Annotated in this window: 18 protein-coding genes and 1 tRNA gene; all 19 read left to right on the plus strand. The window is 53.0% G+C overall.

All coding sequences use genetic code 11. The annotated features are described in order from the left end of the window. The first annotated feature begins 66 nt into the window (after positions 1 to 66). A complete protein-coding gene (locus L2W58_RS00635; RefSeq protein ID WP_236101023.1) occupies positions 67 to 321 on the plus strand; it encodes a Veg family protein in 255 nt (84 codons plus the stop codon). 30 nt (positions 322 to 351) lie between these two features. Continuing rightward, positions 352 to 1,206, plus strand: a complete 855-nt coding sequence (locus L2W58_RS00640) for a 4-(cytidine 5'-diphospho)-2-C-methyl-D-erythritol kinase (protein ID WP_236101024.1) — start codon at positions 352 to 354, stop codon at positions 1,204 to 1,206. A gap of 9 nt (positions 1,207 to 1,215) precedes the next feature. Then, complete coding sequence (locus tag L2W58_RS00645) at positions 1,216 to 2,010, plus strand: phosphoribosyltransferase family protein (RefSeq protein ID WP_236101025.1); 795 nt, start codon at positions 1,216 to 1,218, stop codon at positions 2,008 to 2,010. 76 nt (positions 2,011 to 2,086) lie between these two features. Next, positions 2,087 to 2,269 carry a ferredoxin gene (locus L2W58_RS00650; RefSeq protein WP_236101027.1) on the plus strand — a complete coding sequence of 61 codons (183 nt, stop codon included), beginning with the start codon at positions 2,087 to 2,089 and terminating at the stop codon, positions 2,267 to 2,269. 71 nt (positions 2,270 to 2,340) lie between these two features. Continuing rightward, positions 2,341 to 2,417: transfer RNA gene (locus L2W58_RS00655), tRNA-Ile, on the plus strand. Between the two features lie 64 nt (positions 2,418 to 2,481). Beyond that, the gene (locus L2W58_RS00660; RefSeq protein ID WP_236101029.1) at positions 2,482 to 3,255 is read left to right on the plus strand and encodes a Nif3-like dinuclear metal center hexameric protein; all 774 of its coding nucleotides are present in this window, start codon (positions 2,482 to 2,484) and stop codon (positions 3,253 to 3,255) included. Between the two features lie 34 nt (positions 3,256 to 3,289). Then, positions 3,290 to 4,291 (plus strand): tryptophan--tRNA ligase, encoded by a 1,002-nt coding sequence (trpS, locus tag L2W58_RS00665; protein WP_236101030.1) that lies wholly within the window; start codon positions 3,290 to 3,292, stop codon positions 4,289 to 4,291. A gap of 38 nt (positions 4,292 to 4,329) precedes the next feature. After that, a complete protein-coding gene (locus tag L2W58_RS00670) occupies positions 4,330 to 5,073 on the plus strand; it encodes a segregation and condensation protein A (RefSeq protein WP_236101032.1) in 744 nt (247 codons plus the stop codon). Beyond that, on the plus strand, positions 5,045 to 5,632 hold the full coding sequence (gene scpB, locus L2W58_RS00675) for an SMC-Scp complex subunit ScpB (RefSeq protein WP_236101033.1): 588 nt from the start codon (positions 5,045 to 5,047) through the stop codon (positions 5,630 to 5,632). The genes L2W58_RS00670 and scpB overlap by 29 nt, the downstream gene beginning before the upstream one ends. Then, positions 5,613 to 6,335, plus strand: a complete 723-nt coding sequence (locus tag L2W58_RS00680) for a pseudouridine synthase (RefSeq protein WP_236101034.1) — start codon at positions 5,613 to 5,615, stop codon at positions 6,333 to 6,335. The genes scpB and L2W58_RS00680 overlap by 20 nt, the downstream gene beginning before the upstream one ends. Positions 6,336 to 6,356: 21 nt before the next feature. Further along, positions 6,357 to 7,238, plus strand: a complete 882-nt coding sequence (locus L2W58_RS00685) for an HDOD domain-containing protein (protein ID WP_236101035.1) — start codon at positions 6,357 to 6,359, stop codon at positions 7,236 to 7,238. 8 nt (positions 7,239 to 7,246) lie between these two features. Further along, entirely contained in the window at positions 7,247 to 7,915 is a 669-nt protein-coding gene (gene cmk / locus L2W58_RS00690; protein WP_236101036.1) for a (d)CMP kinase, read from the plus strand. Positions 7,916 to 7,976: 61 nt separating this feature from the next. Next, complete coding sequence (locus L2W58_RS00695) at positions 7,977 to 8,552, plus strand: lysophospholipid acyltransferase family protein (protein ID WP_236101037.1); 576 nt, start codon at positions 7,977 to 7,979, stop codon at positions 8,550 to 8,552. Next, positions 8,542 to 9,636, plus strand: coding sequence for a GTPase HflX (gene hflX, locus L2W58_RS00700; RefSeq protein WP_236101038.1), 1,095 nt, complete (start codon positions 8,542 to 8,544; stop codon positions 9,634 to 9,636). The genes L2W58_RS00695 and hflX overlap by 11 nt, the downstream gene beginning before the upstream one ends. A 24-nt stretch (positions 9,637 to 9,660) precedes the next feature. After that, complete coding sequence (locus L2W58_RS00705) at positions 9,661 to 10,551, plus strand: YicC/YloC family endoribonuclease (protein WP_236101039.1); 891 nt, start codon at positions 9,661 to 9,663, stop codon at positions 10,549 to 10,551. Positions 10,552 to 10,557: 6 nt separating this feature from the next. Next, positions 10,558 to 10,812 carry a DUF370 domain-containing protein gene (locus tag L2W58_RS00710; protein ID WP_236098708.1) on the plus strand — a complete coding sequence of 85 codons (255 nt, stop codon included), beginning with the start codon at positions 10,558 to 10,560 and terminating at the stop codon, positions 10,810 to 10,812. After that, a complete protein-coding gene (gene gmk, locus L2W58_RS00715) occupies positions 10,805 to 11,398 on the plus strand; it encodes a guanylate kinase (RefSeq protein ID WP_236101040.1) in 594 nt (197 codons plus the stop codon). Before L2W58_RS00710 ends, gmk begins: the two co-directional genes overlap by 8 nt. 1 nt (position 11,399) lies before the next feature. Continuing rightward, entirely contained in the window at positions 11,400 to 11,660 is a 261-nt protein-coding gene (gene rpoZ / locus L2W58_RS00720) for a DNA-directed RNA polymerase subunit omega (protein WP_236101041.1), read from the plus strand. Further along, on the plus strand, positions 11,635 to 12,849 hold the full coding sequence (gene coaBC, locus L2W58_RS00725) for a bifunctional phosphopantothenoylcysteine decarboxylase/phosphopantothenate--cysteine ligase CoaBC (RefSeq protein WP_236101042.1): 1,215 nt from the start codon (positions 11,635 to 11,637) through the stop codon (positions 12,847 to 12,849). Before rpoZ ends, coaBC begins: the two co-directional genes overlap by 26 nt.

Raw genomic sequence — 12,849 nt, forward strand, 5'->3', positions numbered from 1 at the left:
AAAATTTGAATTTTTTGGATGGATATGTTAGAATGTCCTTATCCCTGTGAAAAGAGGAGGACTCTCATGGCCTGTTCCATTCAATCGATTCGTCAGAGGGTGGCTCGATACAAGGGAAACACGGTGCGGTATCGTGCCACCAAGGGACGTCGCAAGACGGAGGAAAGACGAGGGGTGATTCTGGAGACATACCCGTGTCTTTTCACCCTTTACGTGGAATCTCAACACAGCAAGGTTTCCTTCAGTTACGCTGAGTTGTTGACAAAAGAGGTGGAACTGGAGCTTATCAAGGATAACGCCAGTACCTCCGAATATCTCTGACCAGCATTCTTTTTCAGGAGTGATCCTATCATGGAGATCCTTGTTCCCAGCGACGGTAAGATAAACCTATCGTTGAGAATCGTCGGCCGAAGGGAAAACGGCTATCACGATCTGGTATCGGTTTTCATGAGGATGCCGTCGTTGGAGTCCTTGAACATCGTTCCGTTAAAAAAACAAGATGTCGATGATGTCGTAGAGATGAGGAATATATCGATAGACGGCGTCAATTTAGTCAAGAGGGTGATCGATCTTCTCCGTGGAAGAGGAGTTTCGGTCCCCTCTCTCTCGGTGTCCATAAATAAGGAGATTCCTCCTGAAACGGGTCTTGGATGCGGTTCCGGGAACGGTGTGGCCATATATAAGTGGATTGAGTCGTGTTGCGAGAACGTACCTCATCCGGATGTCCTGGCTTCCATAGGGGCGGATCTGCCATTTTTCGCCCAGGATGTATCTTTGGCCCTGGTGGAGGGAGTGGGGGAGGACGTGAGCTTTCTCCCTCCTTTGGAGCTCGGCTGCGCCCTCTTTATCCCCGTTTGGCGTTCTGCTACGTCCGATGCCTACGGAGATCTCGACCGCTGCTTTTCGGAGCTCTGGCCTAAAGGTCCCGAAGAAGCTCGGAAGGAGGCCTTGTCCATAGTGGAGGGGCTCTCCAAGGGATCTAAAATCGGGCTTCTTCCCAACGATTTTCTGAAACCTCTTATGGTCTCTCATCCCGAATACAGGTCGATATTCGATGGCATCGAAAAATCCGGAGCCTTGGCCTGGGGTCTCAGCGGCAGCGGTAGCGCGGCTTTTGCTTTATATCGAAAAGGTAGCCTCGTGAAGGGTAGGTTGGGCCACCTTTATGAGCTCGAGTGTATCGAAAAAATAATATTGGTGGAGTGATAGTGAATTATGAAAGGACAACGCACCGGGAGGCTTATAAGGATAGTATCTAAACTTCTGACCTGCCCTTCGCGCCAATTCTCGGTCACGTCGTTGGCAGACGATTTCGATGTGTCCAAGACGGTGGTCAGCGACGACGTCTCCATCATAGACGAGGCCCTTCAGGCCGAGGGGTTGGGGCGGGTTCGAGTGGACAGAGGTAGGTCCGGAGGGGCATTTTTCGTGCCTCAGGTGTCTCAAGCCAGAAGGGAGGTTTTTCTGGCTCGACTTGCCGAGGTGCTTTCCAAGGAGGACAGGATTCTTCCCAGCGGACTGATATACTACAGCGATATACTGTTCAACCCTAAGTTTACCTGGGAGCTGGGGCTGATATTGGCCTCCGATTTCTACGATACCCGTCCGGATGTGGTGATGACGTCGGAGGTGAAGGGTATTCCGCTGGGAATGTCCACCGCTCAGGCGCTAGGCGTTCCGTTGGCCGTGTGTAGATTTAGGAACAGGGCAAGCGATGGTCCTGCCGTATGCGTCCATTTCGCCACACAGACCGGAGATGTCCGTGCTATGTACATGGGAACCAAACAGATAGGCCAGGGCAGCAGGGTACTGGTCATAGACGATTTCATGCGAGGTGGAAGCACCGCTTCCGGGATGTGTCAGGTAGTCCGGGAGTTCAAGGCCGAACTCGTCGGGATAGGTGTCTTTCTCGCAGCTCTGGAACCTCGAAAGAAGGCCGTAGAGAGATATTCCGCCTTGCTTCGTCTGGATATGTCCGGCGAGGGGGCTAGGGTGTCCATCTCGGGGTGATTTTGTTGTATACACTAAGATTGACGCCGACGAAGCTATGGTATAGAATGCCCCACTATGAGGGGGGTGCCCTTGTATGCGTGTCAGTATCGACAGCGATAAATGCATTGGCTGTGGAGTGTGTGTCCAAATTTGTCCGGAGGCCTTCACCCTTGACGAATCAAGAGGTATCGCGAGGGTTCTTCGCCCTGAAGGGGCGGATTGTGTGGAGGAGGCTAGGGATAGTTGTCCCGTATCGTGCATAACGGTGGAGGAATAAAATAAAACCTCGAATCGGCGATTTTGCCTCTTGAACAAGACGATAGTACCGGTTATAATAAGCGCCGTTCCGGGCCCATAGCTCAACTGGTCAGAGCCACCGGCTCATAACCGGAAGGTTCCAGGTTCGAGTCCTGGTGGGCCCACCAAGAGCCAAGCCGTTCCTTCGGGAGCGGCTTTTTTTTTAGGAAAAATACGACTGAGGGGGAAATGATGAATATAGACGCTTTGAGCCGTGTGATGGAGGAAGTTGCTTCTTTGGCCTGGGCGGAGGATTGGGACAACTGTGGAGTTCTGTTGAGATCCCGATCGGGGAACGTAGGCCATATCGCCGTTGCCCTCGACCCTACGGCGGAGATCGTTCGATCTGCCTCCAGTGCTGGGTGCGACTGTCTCGTAACCCATCATCCTCTTATCTTCTCTCCTCTCCGGCGTCTTGATCCTTCTATACCTTCTAATGAGGCGGTTTTCGAGTTGATAGAGAGGGATATGTCGATTCTCTGCTGCCATACCAGTTGGGATAATTCCCCGGTAGGGACGAACGTCTCTCTGGCGAACTCGATAGGGCTAGGTTCGGTTGAGCCGATGCTGTTCGAGGACAGAGGATGGGGGGTAGGGGCCGTAGGAAGGCTGGAGCCCCGTCCCTTCAGGACCCTTGCTTTGTCGGCAAAGGATCGATGGCGACTTTCTTTCGCCCGACTTCACGGAGATCCTGAGAGGATGGTCTCTAAGGTCGCTTTGTGCGGCGGATCGGGAGGTTCTCTGTGGAGAGATGCTCTGGCTGCCGGAGCCGAATTGTATATAACGGCAGACGTGAAGTATCACGATGTACAGGATGCCGTAGCTTCCGGACTGTCGGTCCTGGAGGTGGATCACGGCGAGATGGAATGGGCTTCCATGGGGGATTTGGCCGCTCACGTAGGTAGGTTGTCCGGATTGGATACCCTCCTGCTGGAGAGACCGTCCTGCTCGGGAGAGCTCGTTTAACCTGACTGGGGTAGGAAAGGAGCTTCTTCTAGATATGAAACTTAGAACTTTCAGCGGAATGAGACCCACCGGTAAGCTGCATCTGGGGCATATGGCAGGGGCTTTGTCGAATTGGATAAAGCTTCAGGAGGATCCGGGGTACGATTGTTTCTATGGCATAGTCGACTGGCACGCCATGATGTCCGATTACGCCAACAGCTCGATCATAAAGGAAAACTGCCGGGAGGTCCTCCTGGACTGGCTCGCTGTGGGCCTTGATCCGGAGAAATCGACCATATTCGTCCAATCCCACGTTCCGGAGCATACGGAACTTTCCCTGGCTTTGGGGATGGTTACTCCTCTTGGCTGGCTTCAGAGAAATCCGACATACAAGGAACAGATTCTAAACATACAGAACAAGGACCTCAGCACCTTCGGCTTTCTGGGATACCCCGTGCTGATGGCAGCCGATATACTTCTGTATAGGTCTTCCGTCGTGCCCGTGGGAGAGGATCAGTCGGCTCATTTGGAGATCACCAGGGAGATCGCTCGTCGGTTCAACAACTTCTACGGCGAGGTCTTTCCCGAGCCGGATATCCTTCTTACCCCTACACCTAAAGTGCCAGGCACGGATGGTAGAAAAATGAGCAAATCCTACGGTAACAGTATCAACATAGCCGATACTGAAAAGGAGATGTGGGATAAGCTCAGGACCATGATGACCGATCCCGCCAGAGAGAGAAAGACCGATCCAGGGGATCCAGGCAAGTGTCCGGTATGGGATATCCATAAGGTATTCAATCACGACGAGGACGAAAAGGCGGGTCTAGCCTCCGGTTGCAGGGCCGGTTCCATCGGCTGCGTCCAGTGTAAAAAAGCCTTGAAGGAGCACGTTGTGTCCATTATGACTCCGATCTGGGAGAGACGGGCATATTACGAGTCTCGTCAGGAAACGTTGGACGATATACTGTGGAACGGAGCCGACAAGGCTAGAGTCGTCGCCAGGGAGACTATGGACGCCGTATTGAAAGGCATCGGCTTCGTCCCTCGTAGATAGATCTGCGGTCCATCCTTGTCTGAATCGGTGGTGATGCTATGATCCGTATAGATATCGAAGGTTTTTCCGGGCCTCTGGATCTGCTCTGTCATATGATGGAGAGCCGTGAGATCGAGGCCTCTTCGGTCAGCGTCGCCGAGGTCGTCAGGATTTACGGCGCCTATCACGCCCAGAAAGGCGAGGTCCCGATAGAGGCGGTGGCCCATTTTCTGGTCCAGGCTGCTCGACTCATATTGGACAAGGCTCTGGCTTTGATGCCTCAGAAGGTTACCGATGAGGCCGACGAGGTCTGGGATCAGGAGTTCGTAGAGGACTCTCCGGATATCGAGGATATGCTTCTGCGTTATCGTCCCTACAGAAAGGCCGCTGGTCTCTTGGCGGAGCTCTTGGCCGAAACGGGACTTCGTTCCTTCCGGAGTCCCTTGCCTCTTCCTCCATCCTACGATATAGGGGATCTCTACTCCCTGTCCTCCATCTGGTGGTGTCTGATGAAATCCAGAGAGATGGTCTTCTATGATCCCGAAGATGCATGGGAGGACGATCATCTGGCGGGGATGCCCGCCCCTATCCCCGAGGAGAGCCAGGTGGAGAACAGGATGGACCTGGTGATGGACGAACTCGGCAACGGCAGGATTTACCTTTCCGCTTTTCTGAGAGGTAGACCCGGAGCTTCCGAGTTGGTAGTTACGATTCTGGCCCTCTTGGAGCTTTCCAGAGGGAATAGAATAAGTCTTAGGCAGGAGGAGCAATTTGGTGACGTCCTCGTTCTTTCAAGAAGATAAAGGGCTTTCTGTTCTCAAGCGCATTGAGGCGGTCCTTTTCGTCGCCTCCGAGGGGGCTACCGTGACTGATCTCGCCGAAGCGGTGGGAATAGACGAAAAGACTGTTCTGTCCGGGCTGGAGGCCCTCTCTGAAAAATACAGGGAAGGGTCCCACGGCATAGAGCTGGCCTTTTTGGGCGGGGCATGGCATCTTTGCACCGTCTTGGACGTCGCCGACGCCGTCGACTGTTTCAGGGAGGCAAACGAGAGGGAGCGTATCAGACTGAGCAAAGCGGCCCTGGAGACTCTAGCCGTTGTGGCTTATAATCAACCTGTAACCCGATCGGAAATAGAGGATATAAGAGGGGTGAGATGCGAGAGGGTGATAGAGACTCTGTTGAGCCACGGTTTGGTGCGTATCTCGGGGAGAAAGAAGAGCACCGGTTCTCCCCTGCTCTACAGGACCACCGATTCATTTCTCAAGGTCTTCGGTTTGGGAGCTATCTCCGATTTACCTACGGTCTCCGAGATAGAGGAGCTGCGTTCCCGACGGGAGGACGATGACGGTGAGACTCAATAGATATCTCGCTTTGTGCGGAGTGGCATCCCGGCGTAGGTCCGAGGAAATACTCAGATCCGGCAGGGTAAAGGTAGGAAACGTGATCGTTACCGATCCTGCTATGGATATAACGGAAGAGGACCAGGTATCCGTAGACGGAAAGTCTGTATGCCTTCAGAGGTCCGTCTATATCGTTATGAACAAGCCCAAAGGCTACGTCTGTGCTGCCGAGGACCGGTTTTACCCTACCGTGGTAGGTCTTGTGTCACCTGATCTGATGGGTAAGAGGATCTATCCTGTCGGGCGTCTGGACAGGCAAAGCGAGGGACTCCTGGTCTTGACGAACGACGGAGATTTCTGTAATGCTTTGATACATCCCAGCGCTGGATATCAAAAAACCTACGAGGTATTGCTGGATCGAATCCTCACGGAAGAGGAGCTTTCCTCTTGGCGCAAGGGGGTTCCGATAAACGGGAGGATCGTGTCTCCGGTTTCGCTTCGGGTCATGGATAGAAATCCTGCCGGAAGGTGGATATCGATAGTTCTACAAGAGGGACTGAAAAGGGAGATCAGGGTAATGGCGTCTTATTTTTCCCTCTCGGTGGGTGTCCTCTTTCGTAGAAAAATTGGTAAAATGGAGTTGAGGAAACTCAAATCAGGGGAATACTGTGTTGTGGAACTCCAACGGTTATGGCGACTTATCCGTCAGGGAGGAAGCGTCTAGTTCAAGGCAGGAGATGGGTTGATGGACGATCGAACCAGACAGCTGATACAGAATCGTATCCTCAGCAGACTGAAGGAAGTCAAGTCCTTCCCTCAGTTTGTTATGGAGACCTTGAGAGCATTGGATAACCCGGACAGCAGCGCGTATAACGTCGCAGGCAGTCTCTCGAAGGACGAGGGGTTGGTCATAAGGACTTTGAAGTTGGCGAACTCGGCTTTTTACGGGCTTCCCAGAAAGATCTCCAGTATTCAGGAGGCGGTAGCCCTCCTGGGTTATAAAACGATCAAAAATCTGGTTATAGCCGCAACGGTCTATCAGAGGATGGACAACTCCTTTGCCGGTTACGCTCTCGATAGAGGGGATCTGTGGAAACACTCCCTCAGCGTAGCCTATGCGGCCAGATATCTGGCGGAGAGAACCAAGGCCTGCCTTCCCGATGAGGCCTATATAGTAGGTATGCTTCACGCCATAGGAAAGATAGTCCTAAACGACTATATAAAATTTGGTTATCAGATAATAGTGCGTATCGTGGATACCGATAAGACCCCCTTCGTGGAGGCGGAACGGATGGTGCTGGGGTTCGATCACGCCCAGGTGGGAGCCATGCTGGTGGAGAAATGGAATCTACCGGAATCTCACAAAGTGGCGATTCAGTATCAGTACTCTCCCGACGACCTTCCGGAGGATCTCCAGGAATATCGAGGGCTTGTGGACATTATCCATCTGGCTAACTCTTTGGTATTGATGCTGGGAGTAAGCGGAGGAGCGGATGCTCTTCAGTATTCTCTGTCGGAGACGGTTCTGCAACGTCTTGGGCTAGAGGACAGGGTTGAGGAGCTCTTGTCCGAGCTGGTCGACATCATGGACAAGGTATCGGAAGAGATGGAACTCATGGAGGAGTAAGGCCTGCTATGGCATCTAAGAATATAGTCATCACCGTCGATGGACCTGCCGGTGCCGGAAAGAGTACCGTGGCCAGGAGAGTCGCCTCTGAGCTGGGAATTGCCTATCTGGACACAGGGGCTCTGTACAGAGCCCTGGCCTATATACTGGATAGCCGTGGAATCTCTCCCGAGGAGGGGGGGGACCTGAATAGGTCTCTTAGATCCATCTCCGTTTCACTCGAAGGCGGCAGGGTCACGGTGGACGATGTCGACGTAACAGATATGATCCGTACTCCTAAAGTGGATTCCATTGCTTCGTCCTATTCCGCCCTTCCTTCGGTCAGAGAGAAGCTTTTGGATCTACAGAGAGAGCAGGCTCTTTCCGGTGGTTTGGTCGCCGACGGTAGGGATATGGGTACGGTGGTGTTCCCTCTCGCTCCTTTGAAGATCTTTCTGTCCGCCTCGGAGGAGACCAGAGCCGATCGTCGCTGGCGTGAGTTGAGAGAAAAGGGGCAGGCGTTTCCCTTCGAGTCTATATTGGAAGATATAAGACGGAGGGACAGGGCAGATATGGATAGGACCTGCTCCCCTCTGAGAAAGGCCGATGATTCGATTTCCATCGATTCATCGGATATGACGATCGACGAAGTGGTGGCGAAGATCGTCTCCATCGCTTCGGAGGTCCGACATGATTAATGCCTTTATATATCAATTGGTAAGACGGTTTTGTTTCGTTTTTTTAAGACTCCATAATTGTTTGAAGGTAGAGGGCAAGGATAAAATACCTGTGGAGAGGCCCTTCATAATGGTGGCCAATCACTGCAGCAATCTGGATCCCGTGGTTTTAGGCGCCGCTTTCCCCGATCGTTTGAGATATCTGGCAAAGGTGGAGCTTTTCGAGGGATCCCGCCTGTTCGCCTTGTTGATAAGGACTCTGGGAGCTATTCCGGTCAGCAGGGATTCCTCCTTGAGCGCCGGAGGAGCCCTGAGGACGTTTCTACAGCTTCTTGAGGGGGGAGAATCGGTTCTCCTTTTTCCCGAGGGGGCACGGTCTTTGGACGGCAGACTGAAGGAGCTGGAGGGAGGAGTGGCCCTTCTGGCGGTTAGGACCGGAGTGCCTATCGTTCCGGCTTACATATCCGGGACCTTTGACGCCATGCCGGTAGGTGCTAACAAGATAGGCTGGAACTCCATAGAGGTCAGATTCGGAGATTCTATAGACCCCTCCAAGATGCTCGAAGACGGGATGTCCTCCAAGGAATGTCGCTCTTTGATACTGTCTGAACTGGACAAATCCCTTAAATCCATGGAGGCAGTAGCTCTTGGCGGTTGAGAGGGGTAGAGCGGTTTTAATCGCTTTGGAGCGTATGGAGGAGGGGGAGCGCCTTCTTCTGGAACTTGAGCTTCTGTTGACGAACCTGGACGTAGACGTCGTCGAGAGGGTAATTCAAAGGCGGGACTCTCCGGACCCCGCTTTCTTTTTAGGGTCTGGAAAGGCAAGGGATCTCAAGAGGATCTGCGATGTGGTCGATGCAGGACTGATCGTCAGCGATAGGCCTTTGACCCCTCGGCAGATGGCGAATCTGAAGACGGAGTCGGGGCGGTATGTCTGGGACAGGCCTTTGATCATAATGAAGATATTCGAGGAACGGGCCAGGACATCGGAGGCGAAGCTTCAGGTGGAACTGGCCCGATGCCGCTATGAATTGCCCCATCTTCGCGGTCTTGGACATCAGATGTCCAGACTGGGGGGCGGAATAGGAACCAGAGGGCCCGGCGAGACCGAGTTCGAGAGACACAGGAGAAAGCTCGAGAGACGTATAAGAGATATAACGAGAAAACTTGTCCAGGTGAAGAAAAGGCGAAAAAGCCAGCGAAAGCGACGTAGCCGTTCCGATATTCTAACGGTAGCTATGGTCGGATATACCAACAGCGGAAAATCGACTCTTCTACGTCGACTATCGGGAGACGGATCCATATACGTGGCCGATGCCCTTTTCGCAACGTTGGACACGTTGGTACGTTCGATATCAATGTCAGATGGACGGACGATCCTACTGACCGATACGGTCGGCTTCATAAGGGAGCTTCCTCCTACCTTGATAGCGGCTTTCAGGACGACTTTGGAAGAGGCGGCTGCGGCCGATTTTCTGTTGGTCGTACTCGATGGAAGCGACCCGGATGCTCTGGAGACCCTTAGAGTCGTTAGGGATACCCTCAAGGATATAGAAGCCATAGAGATCCCTAGGGCGGTCTTGCTGAACAAGGCGGATCTCATAGATCGATCCACCCTGAACGGCCTCCTGACCAGGATAAGATCCGAAGGCGAGGACGTAGAGGCTATAAGCGCGTCGAAATGGGATGTAAAGGAGATAACTCCCGTCTTGGAAAAGCTCGTCTTCAGGACAGGTCTGTAGAAAAACGGAGGTGGATTGATCGTTATGTTGACAAGCATGACCGGTTTTAGCCGAGTATCGGTGGATAAGGATTGGGGTACCTTGACCGTGGAATTCTCCAGCGTCAACTCTCGCTATCTGGAGGTCTTCGTGAAGTCCGGGAGAGAACTGGCTTCGGAAGATCCACTGATACAGGGTGCAGTCAAGAAAAGACTCAACAGAGGAAAGGTCCAGGTCAGGGTAGAGTTGTCCTGGGCTTCCGAGTGCCGTATGGGCAGGATAAACCCCGATGTCCTTAGCTCCTATCTGTCACAGGTGAAAGACGTGGTGCTCTCCATGGGAGACGGGGCGGACGAACTTCCCTTGAACGGAATTTTAGGATTGCCAGGGGTTTTGGATCTTCCATCCGCGTCTTCCTCGTCGATGAAAGATGAAATATCCTCGGTTTTAGCCGATCTAACCTCTAGGGGACTGGACGAGTTGGTCTCTATGAGGGAGAGTGAGGGTGAAAAGCTCCTTGATGATATCTCCGGATGTCTAGAGGACTATCGGGCCATAGTATCCAAAATAGATTCTCTTTGGCAGGGATGTGCGGACAAGGCCTTTGAGTCGCTCAGAGATAGGGTTCAGGCGGTGGCGGATCGTTTCGAGATATCTGTGGACGAGGGACGGCTTGCCCAGGAAATGACGGTAATAGCGGATAAGTGGGATATATCCGAGGAGATCTCCCGTACGGACAGCCATATAGGTCAGTTCGAGAAACTGCTGGACGAAAAGGGCCCCAGAGGGAGAAAGCTGGATTTTCTTCTCCAGGAGATGAACAGAGAGATCAACACGATAGGCTCTAAAGTGGCGGATGCCGAGATACGATGGCTTGTGGTTGACGGAAAATCCTTGTTGGAGAGGATTAGGGAACAGGTTCAAAACGTGGAGTGATCGTCTGTGGGACAGAGGCTCGTTCATATAGGATTCGGAAACATGGTGGTAGCCGAGAGGGTCGTAGCCATAATACATCCTACTTCGGCTCCGATGAAACGTCTGAAAGAAGAGGCTAAGGAGACCGGTCGTCTCGTAGATGCCACTCAGGGACGAAAGACAAGGGCCATATTGGTGACCGACAGCAATCACGTTATATTGTCGGCCATCCAGCCGGAGACTATCGTCAACCGTTTTTCCGGCGAGGAACCAGATGGTTAAACGCTACCGCCGAGGGCGGTTGTTCGTCTTCTCCGGACCAAGCGGAGCAGGTAAAGGGACCGTACGCAAGGAGCTGTTTCGAAGGGTGGAGGATCTGGTTTTTTCCATCTCTTGTACCACTAGACCTCCGAGGCCAGGAGAGATCGACGGGGTAGATTATCGTTTTATAGAGCAGGAGGAGTTCAAACGCAGGATCGCCGCCGGTGACTTCTTGGAGTGGGCCGAGGTTCACGGAAATATGTACGGTACCCTCTGCTCCGATGTCGAACGGTACCTAGACGAGGGCAAGGACGTCGTGTTGGAGATAGACGTTCAGGGTACCCTGCAGGTTAAGGATAGATGTCCGGACATAGTTATGGTTTTTTTGACTCCGCCTTCTACGGAAGAGTTGGAACGCCGTCTTCGACAAAGGGGATCGGAGGACGAACGGACCATCAAGCTAAGGTTGAAGAACGCTCTGGGAGAGATGGCCTTGGCCGACAGATACGATCATATCGTGGTTAACGACGACCTTCAAAGGGCGGTTTCGGAACTGGAGCGAATCGTTTACGATTATCGCGAGGGAAGAGGTAAGAGGAGGGGTTAGGTTGAAGTTTTTCGATGTAGATAAGATCAAAAAAAACTCAGGGGTATCCAATAAATATCTTCTGACTACGGTCGTAGCAGCCAGGGCTAGGAGCCTGAGCGAGGACAGGGGAAGCAGGACGCTTGAAGAGACCGGAAAGGGAGAGAAGGTGATCTCCATAGCTCTTTCCGAGCTGGAATCGGACAAACTCTCGGTTAAGATGGGAGTTGTCGAAGAAGAGGGAGGATCCTCCTCCGATGAAGAGTCTGGCTCGGTCGAGTAGAGTCCTTCTGTGTGTGACCGGTGGAATAGCGGCATATAAAGCCCCTCACCTGGTGAGGGGCTTTATCCGGTCCGGATGGGAGGTTAAGGTGGTTATGACCGAGGCCTCGGAGGCTTTTGTAAGCCCCATGGTCCTAGCCACGTTATCCCATAACAGGGTATGGCGTGATCGGGACTATCTTTCCGACGAGTCTGGTTGGCATATACCCCATATCTCTCTGGCGGAATGGGCCGATGTTATAGTGATCGCTCCCTGTACCGCCGATACCGCCGCCAGGCTTGCCATTGGAAATGCCTCGAAGGTGATGGACGGAGCCGTTTTGGCCTCCAAGGCTCCAGTGGTAGTCTTTCCTGCCATGAACGTCAATATGTTGGATCACAATGCTACCCGGAGGAATCTGGATACATTGGAATCCATGGGATACGTCGTGGTCGATCCCGATTCGGGGGACCTGGCCTGCGGATACGAGGGCAGAGGTCGTCTTCCCGACGTGGACGTCATAGTGGCGGAGGTCGAAAGGGCTCTTCGTCCCAAAGATCTGGCAGGTCTGTCCGTGGTGGTCACGGCAGGCCCCACAAGAGAGTTCTTGGATCCCGTGCGATACATATCCAATCCCAGCAGTGGCAAGATGGGATACGCTATAGCCAAGGAGGCTTGGTACAGAGGAGCGGAGGTTCGTCTCATATCGGGACCGGTAGCCCTTGAGCCGCCTCATGGCATCCAGGTTATACCCGTCACCTCAGCCGAGGATATGCTCGAAGCTGCCATCCGAGCCATGGACGATTGCGACGTGATGGTAAAGGCTGCGGCTGTTGGGGATTACAGGTTCGTCTCCAGGTCGGAACATAAGATAAAACGAGAGGGGAAATCGGAGGTATCCTTCTCGATGGTAGCCAACCCCGACATAGCGGCTACCTTAGGAAAGATGAAAAAAACAGGGCAAATCCTGGTAGGATTCGCCGCCGAGACGGACGACCTTAAGGAAAACGCTCTGAGAAAACTGAGATCCAAGGGATTGGATCTCATAGTAGCGAACGATCTCACCGAACCTGGGAGCGGTTTCGGAACCGACACCAACAGGGTAACGATCTTCGACGTCCAAGGAAACCCGAAGGAGATTCAAGGGGATAAGACGGAGGTCGCCGGTGTTATCTGGGACGAGGTCCTCTTGCGACGAGAGGGGAGCTGA

It is taken from the genome of Dethiosulfovibrio faecalis (assembly GCF_021568795.1).
GTDB lineage: Bacteria > Synergistota > Synergistia > Synergistales > Dethiosulfovibrionaceae > Dethiosulfovibrio > Dethiosulfovibrio faecalis.

Excerpts from the sequence above, each read along its gene's own strand:
- L2W58_RS00635 (WP_236101023.1), top strand. The coding sequence starts at position 67 with ATGGCCTGTTCCATTCAATCGATTCGTCAGAGGGTGGCTCGATACAAG.
- L2W58_RS00640 (WP_236101024.1), top strand. The coding sequence starts at position 352 with ATGGAGATCCTTGTTCCCAGCGACGGTAAGATAAACCTATCGTTGAGA.
- L2W58_RS00645 (WP_236101025.1), top strand. The coding sequence starts at position 1,216 with ATGAAAGGACAACGCACCGGGAGGCTTATAAGGATAGTATCTAAACTT.
- L2W58_RS00650 (WP_236101027.1), top strand. The coding sequence starts at position 2,087 with ATGCGTGTCAGTATCGACAGCGATAAATGCATTGGCTGTGGAGTGTGT.
- L2W58_RS00660 (WP_236101029.1), top strand. The coding sequence starts at position 2,482 with ATGAATATAGACGCTTTGAGCCGTGTGATGGAGGAAGTTGCTTCTTTG.
- trpS (WP_236101030.1), top strand. The coding sequence starts at position 3,290 with ATGAAACTTAGAACTTTCAGCGGAATGAGACCCACCGGTAAGCTGCAT.
- L2W58_RS00670 (WP_236101032.1), top strand. The coding sequence starts at position 4,330 with ATGATCCGTATAGATATCGAAGGTTTTTCCGGGCCTCTGGATCTGCTC.
- L2W58_RS00680 (WP_236101034.1), top strand. The coding sequence starts at position 5,613 with ATGACGGTGAGACTCAATAGATATCTCGCTTTGTGCGGAGTGGCATCC.
- L2W58_RS00685 (WP_236101035.1), top strand. The coding sequence starts at position 6,357 with ATGGACGATCGAACCAGACAGCTGATACAGAATCGTATCCTCAGCAGA.
- cmk (WP_236101036.1), top strand. The coding sequence starts at position 7,247 with ATGGCATCTAAGAATATAGTCATCACCGTCGATGGACCTGCCGGTGCC.
- L2W58_RS00705 (WP_236101039.1), top strand. The coding sequence starts at position 9,661 with ATGTTGACAAGCATGACCGGTTTTAGCCGAGTATCGGTGGATAAGGAT.
- gmk (WP_236101040.1), top strand. The coding sequence starts at position 10,805 with ATGGTTAAACGCTACCGCCGAGGGCGGTTGTTCGTCTTCTCCGGACCA.
- coaBC (WP_236101042.1), top strand. The coding sequence starts at position 11,635 with ATGAAGAGTCTGGCTCGGTCGAGTAGAGTCCTTCTGTGTGTGACCGGT.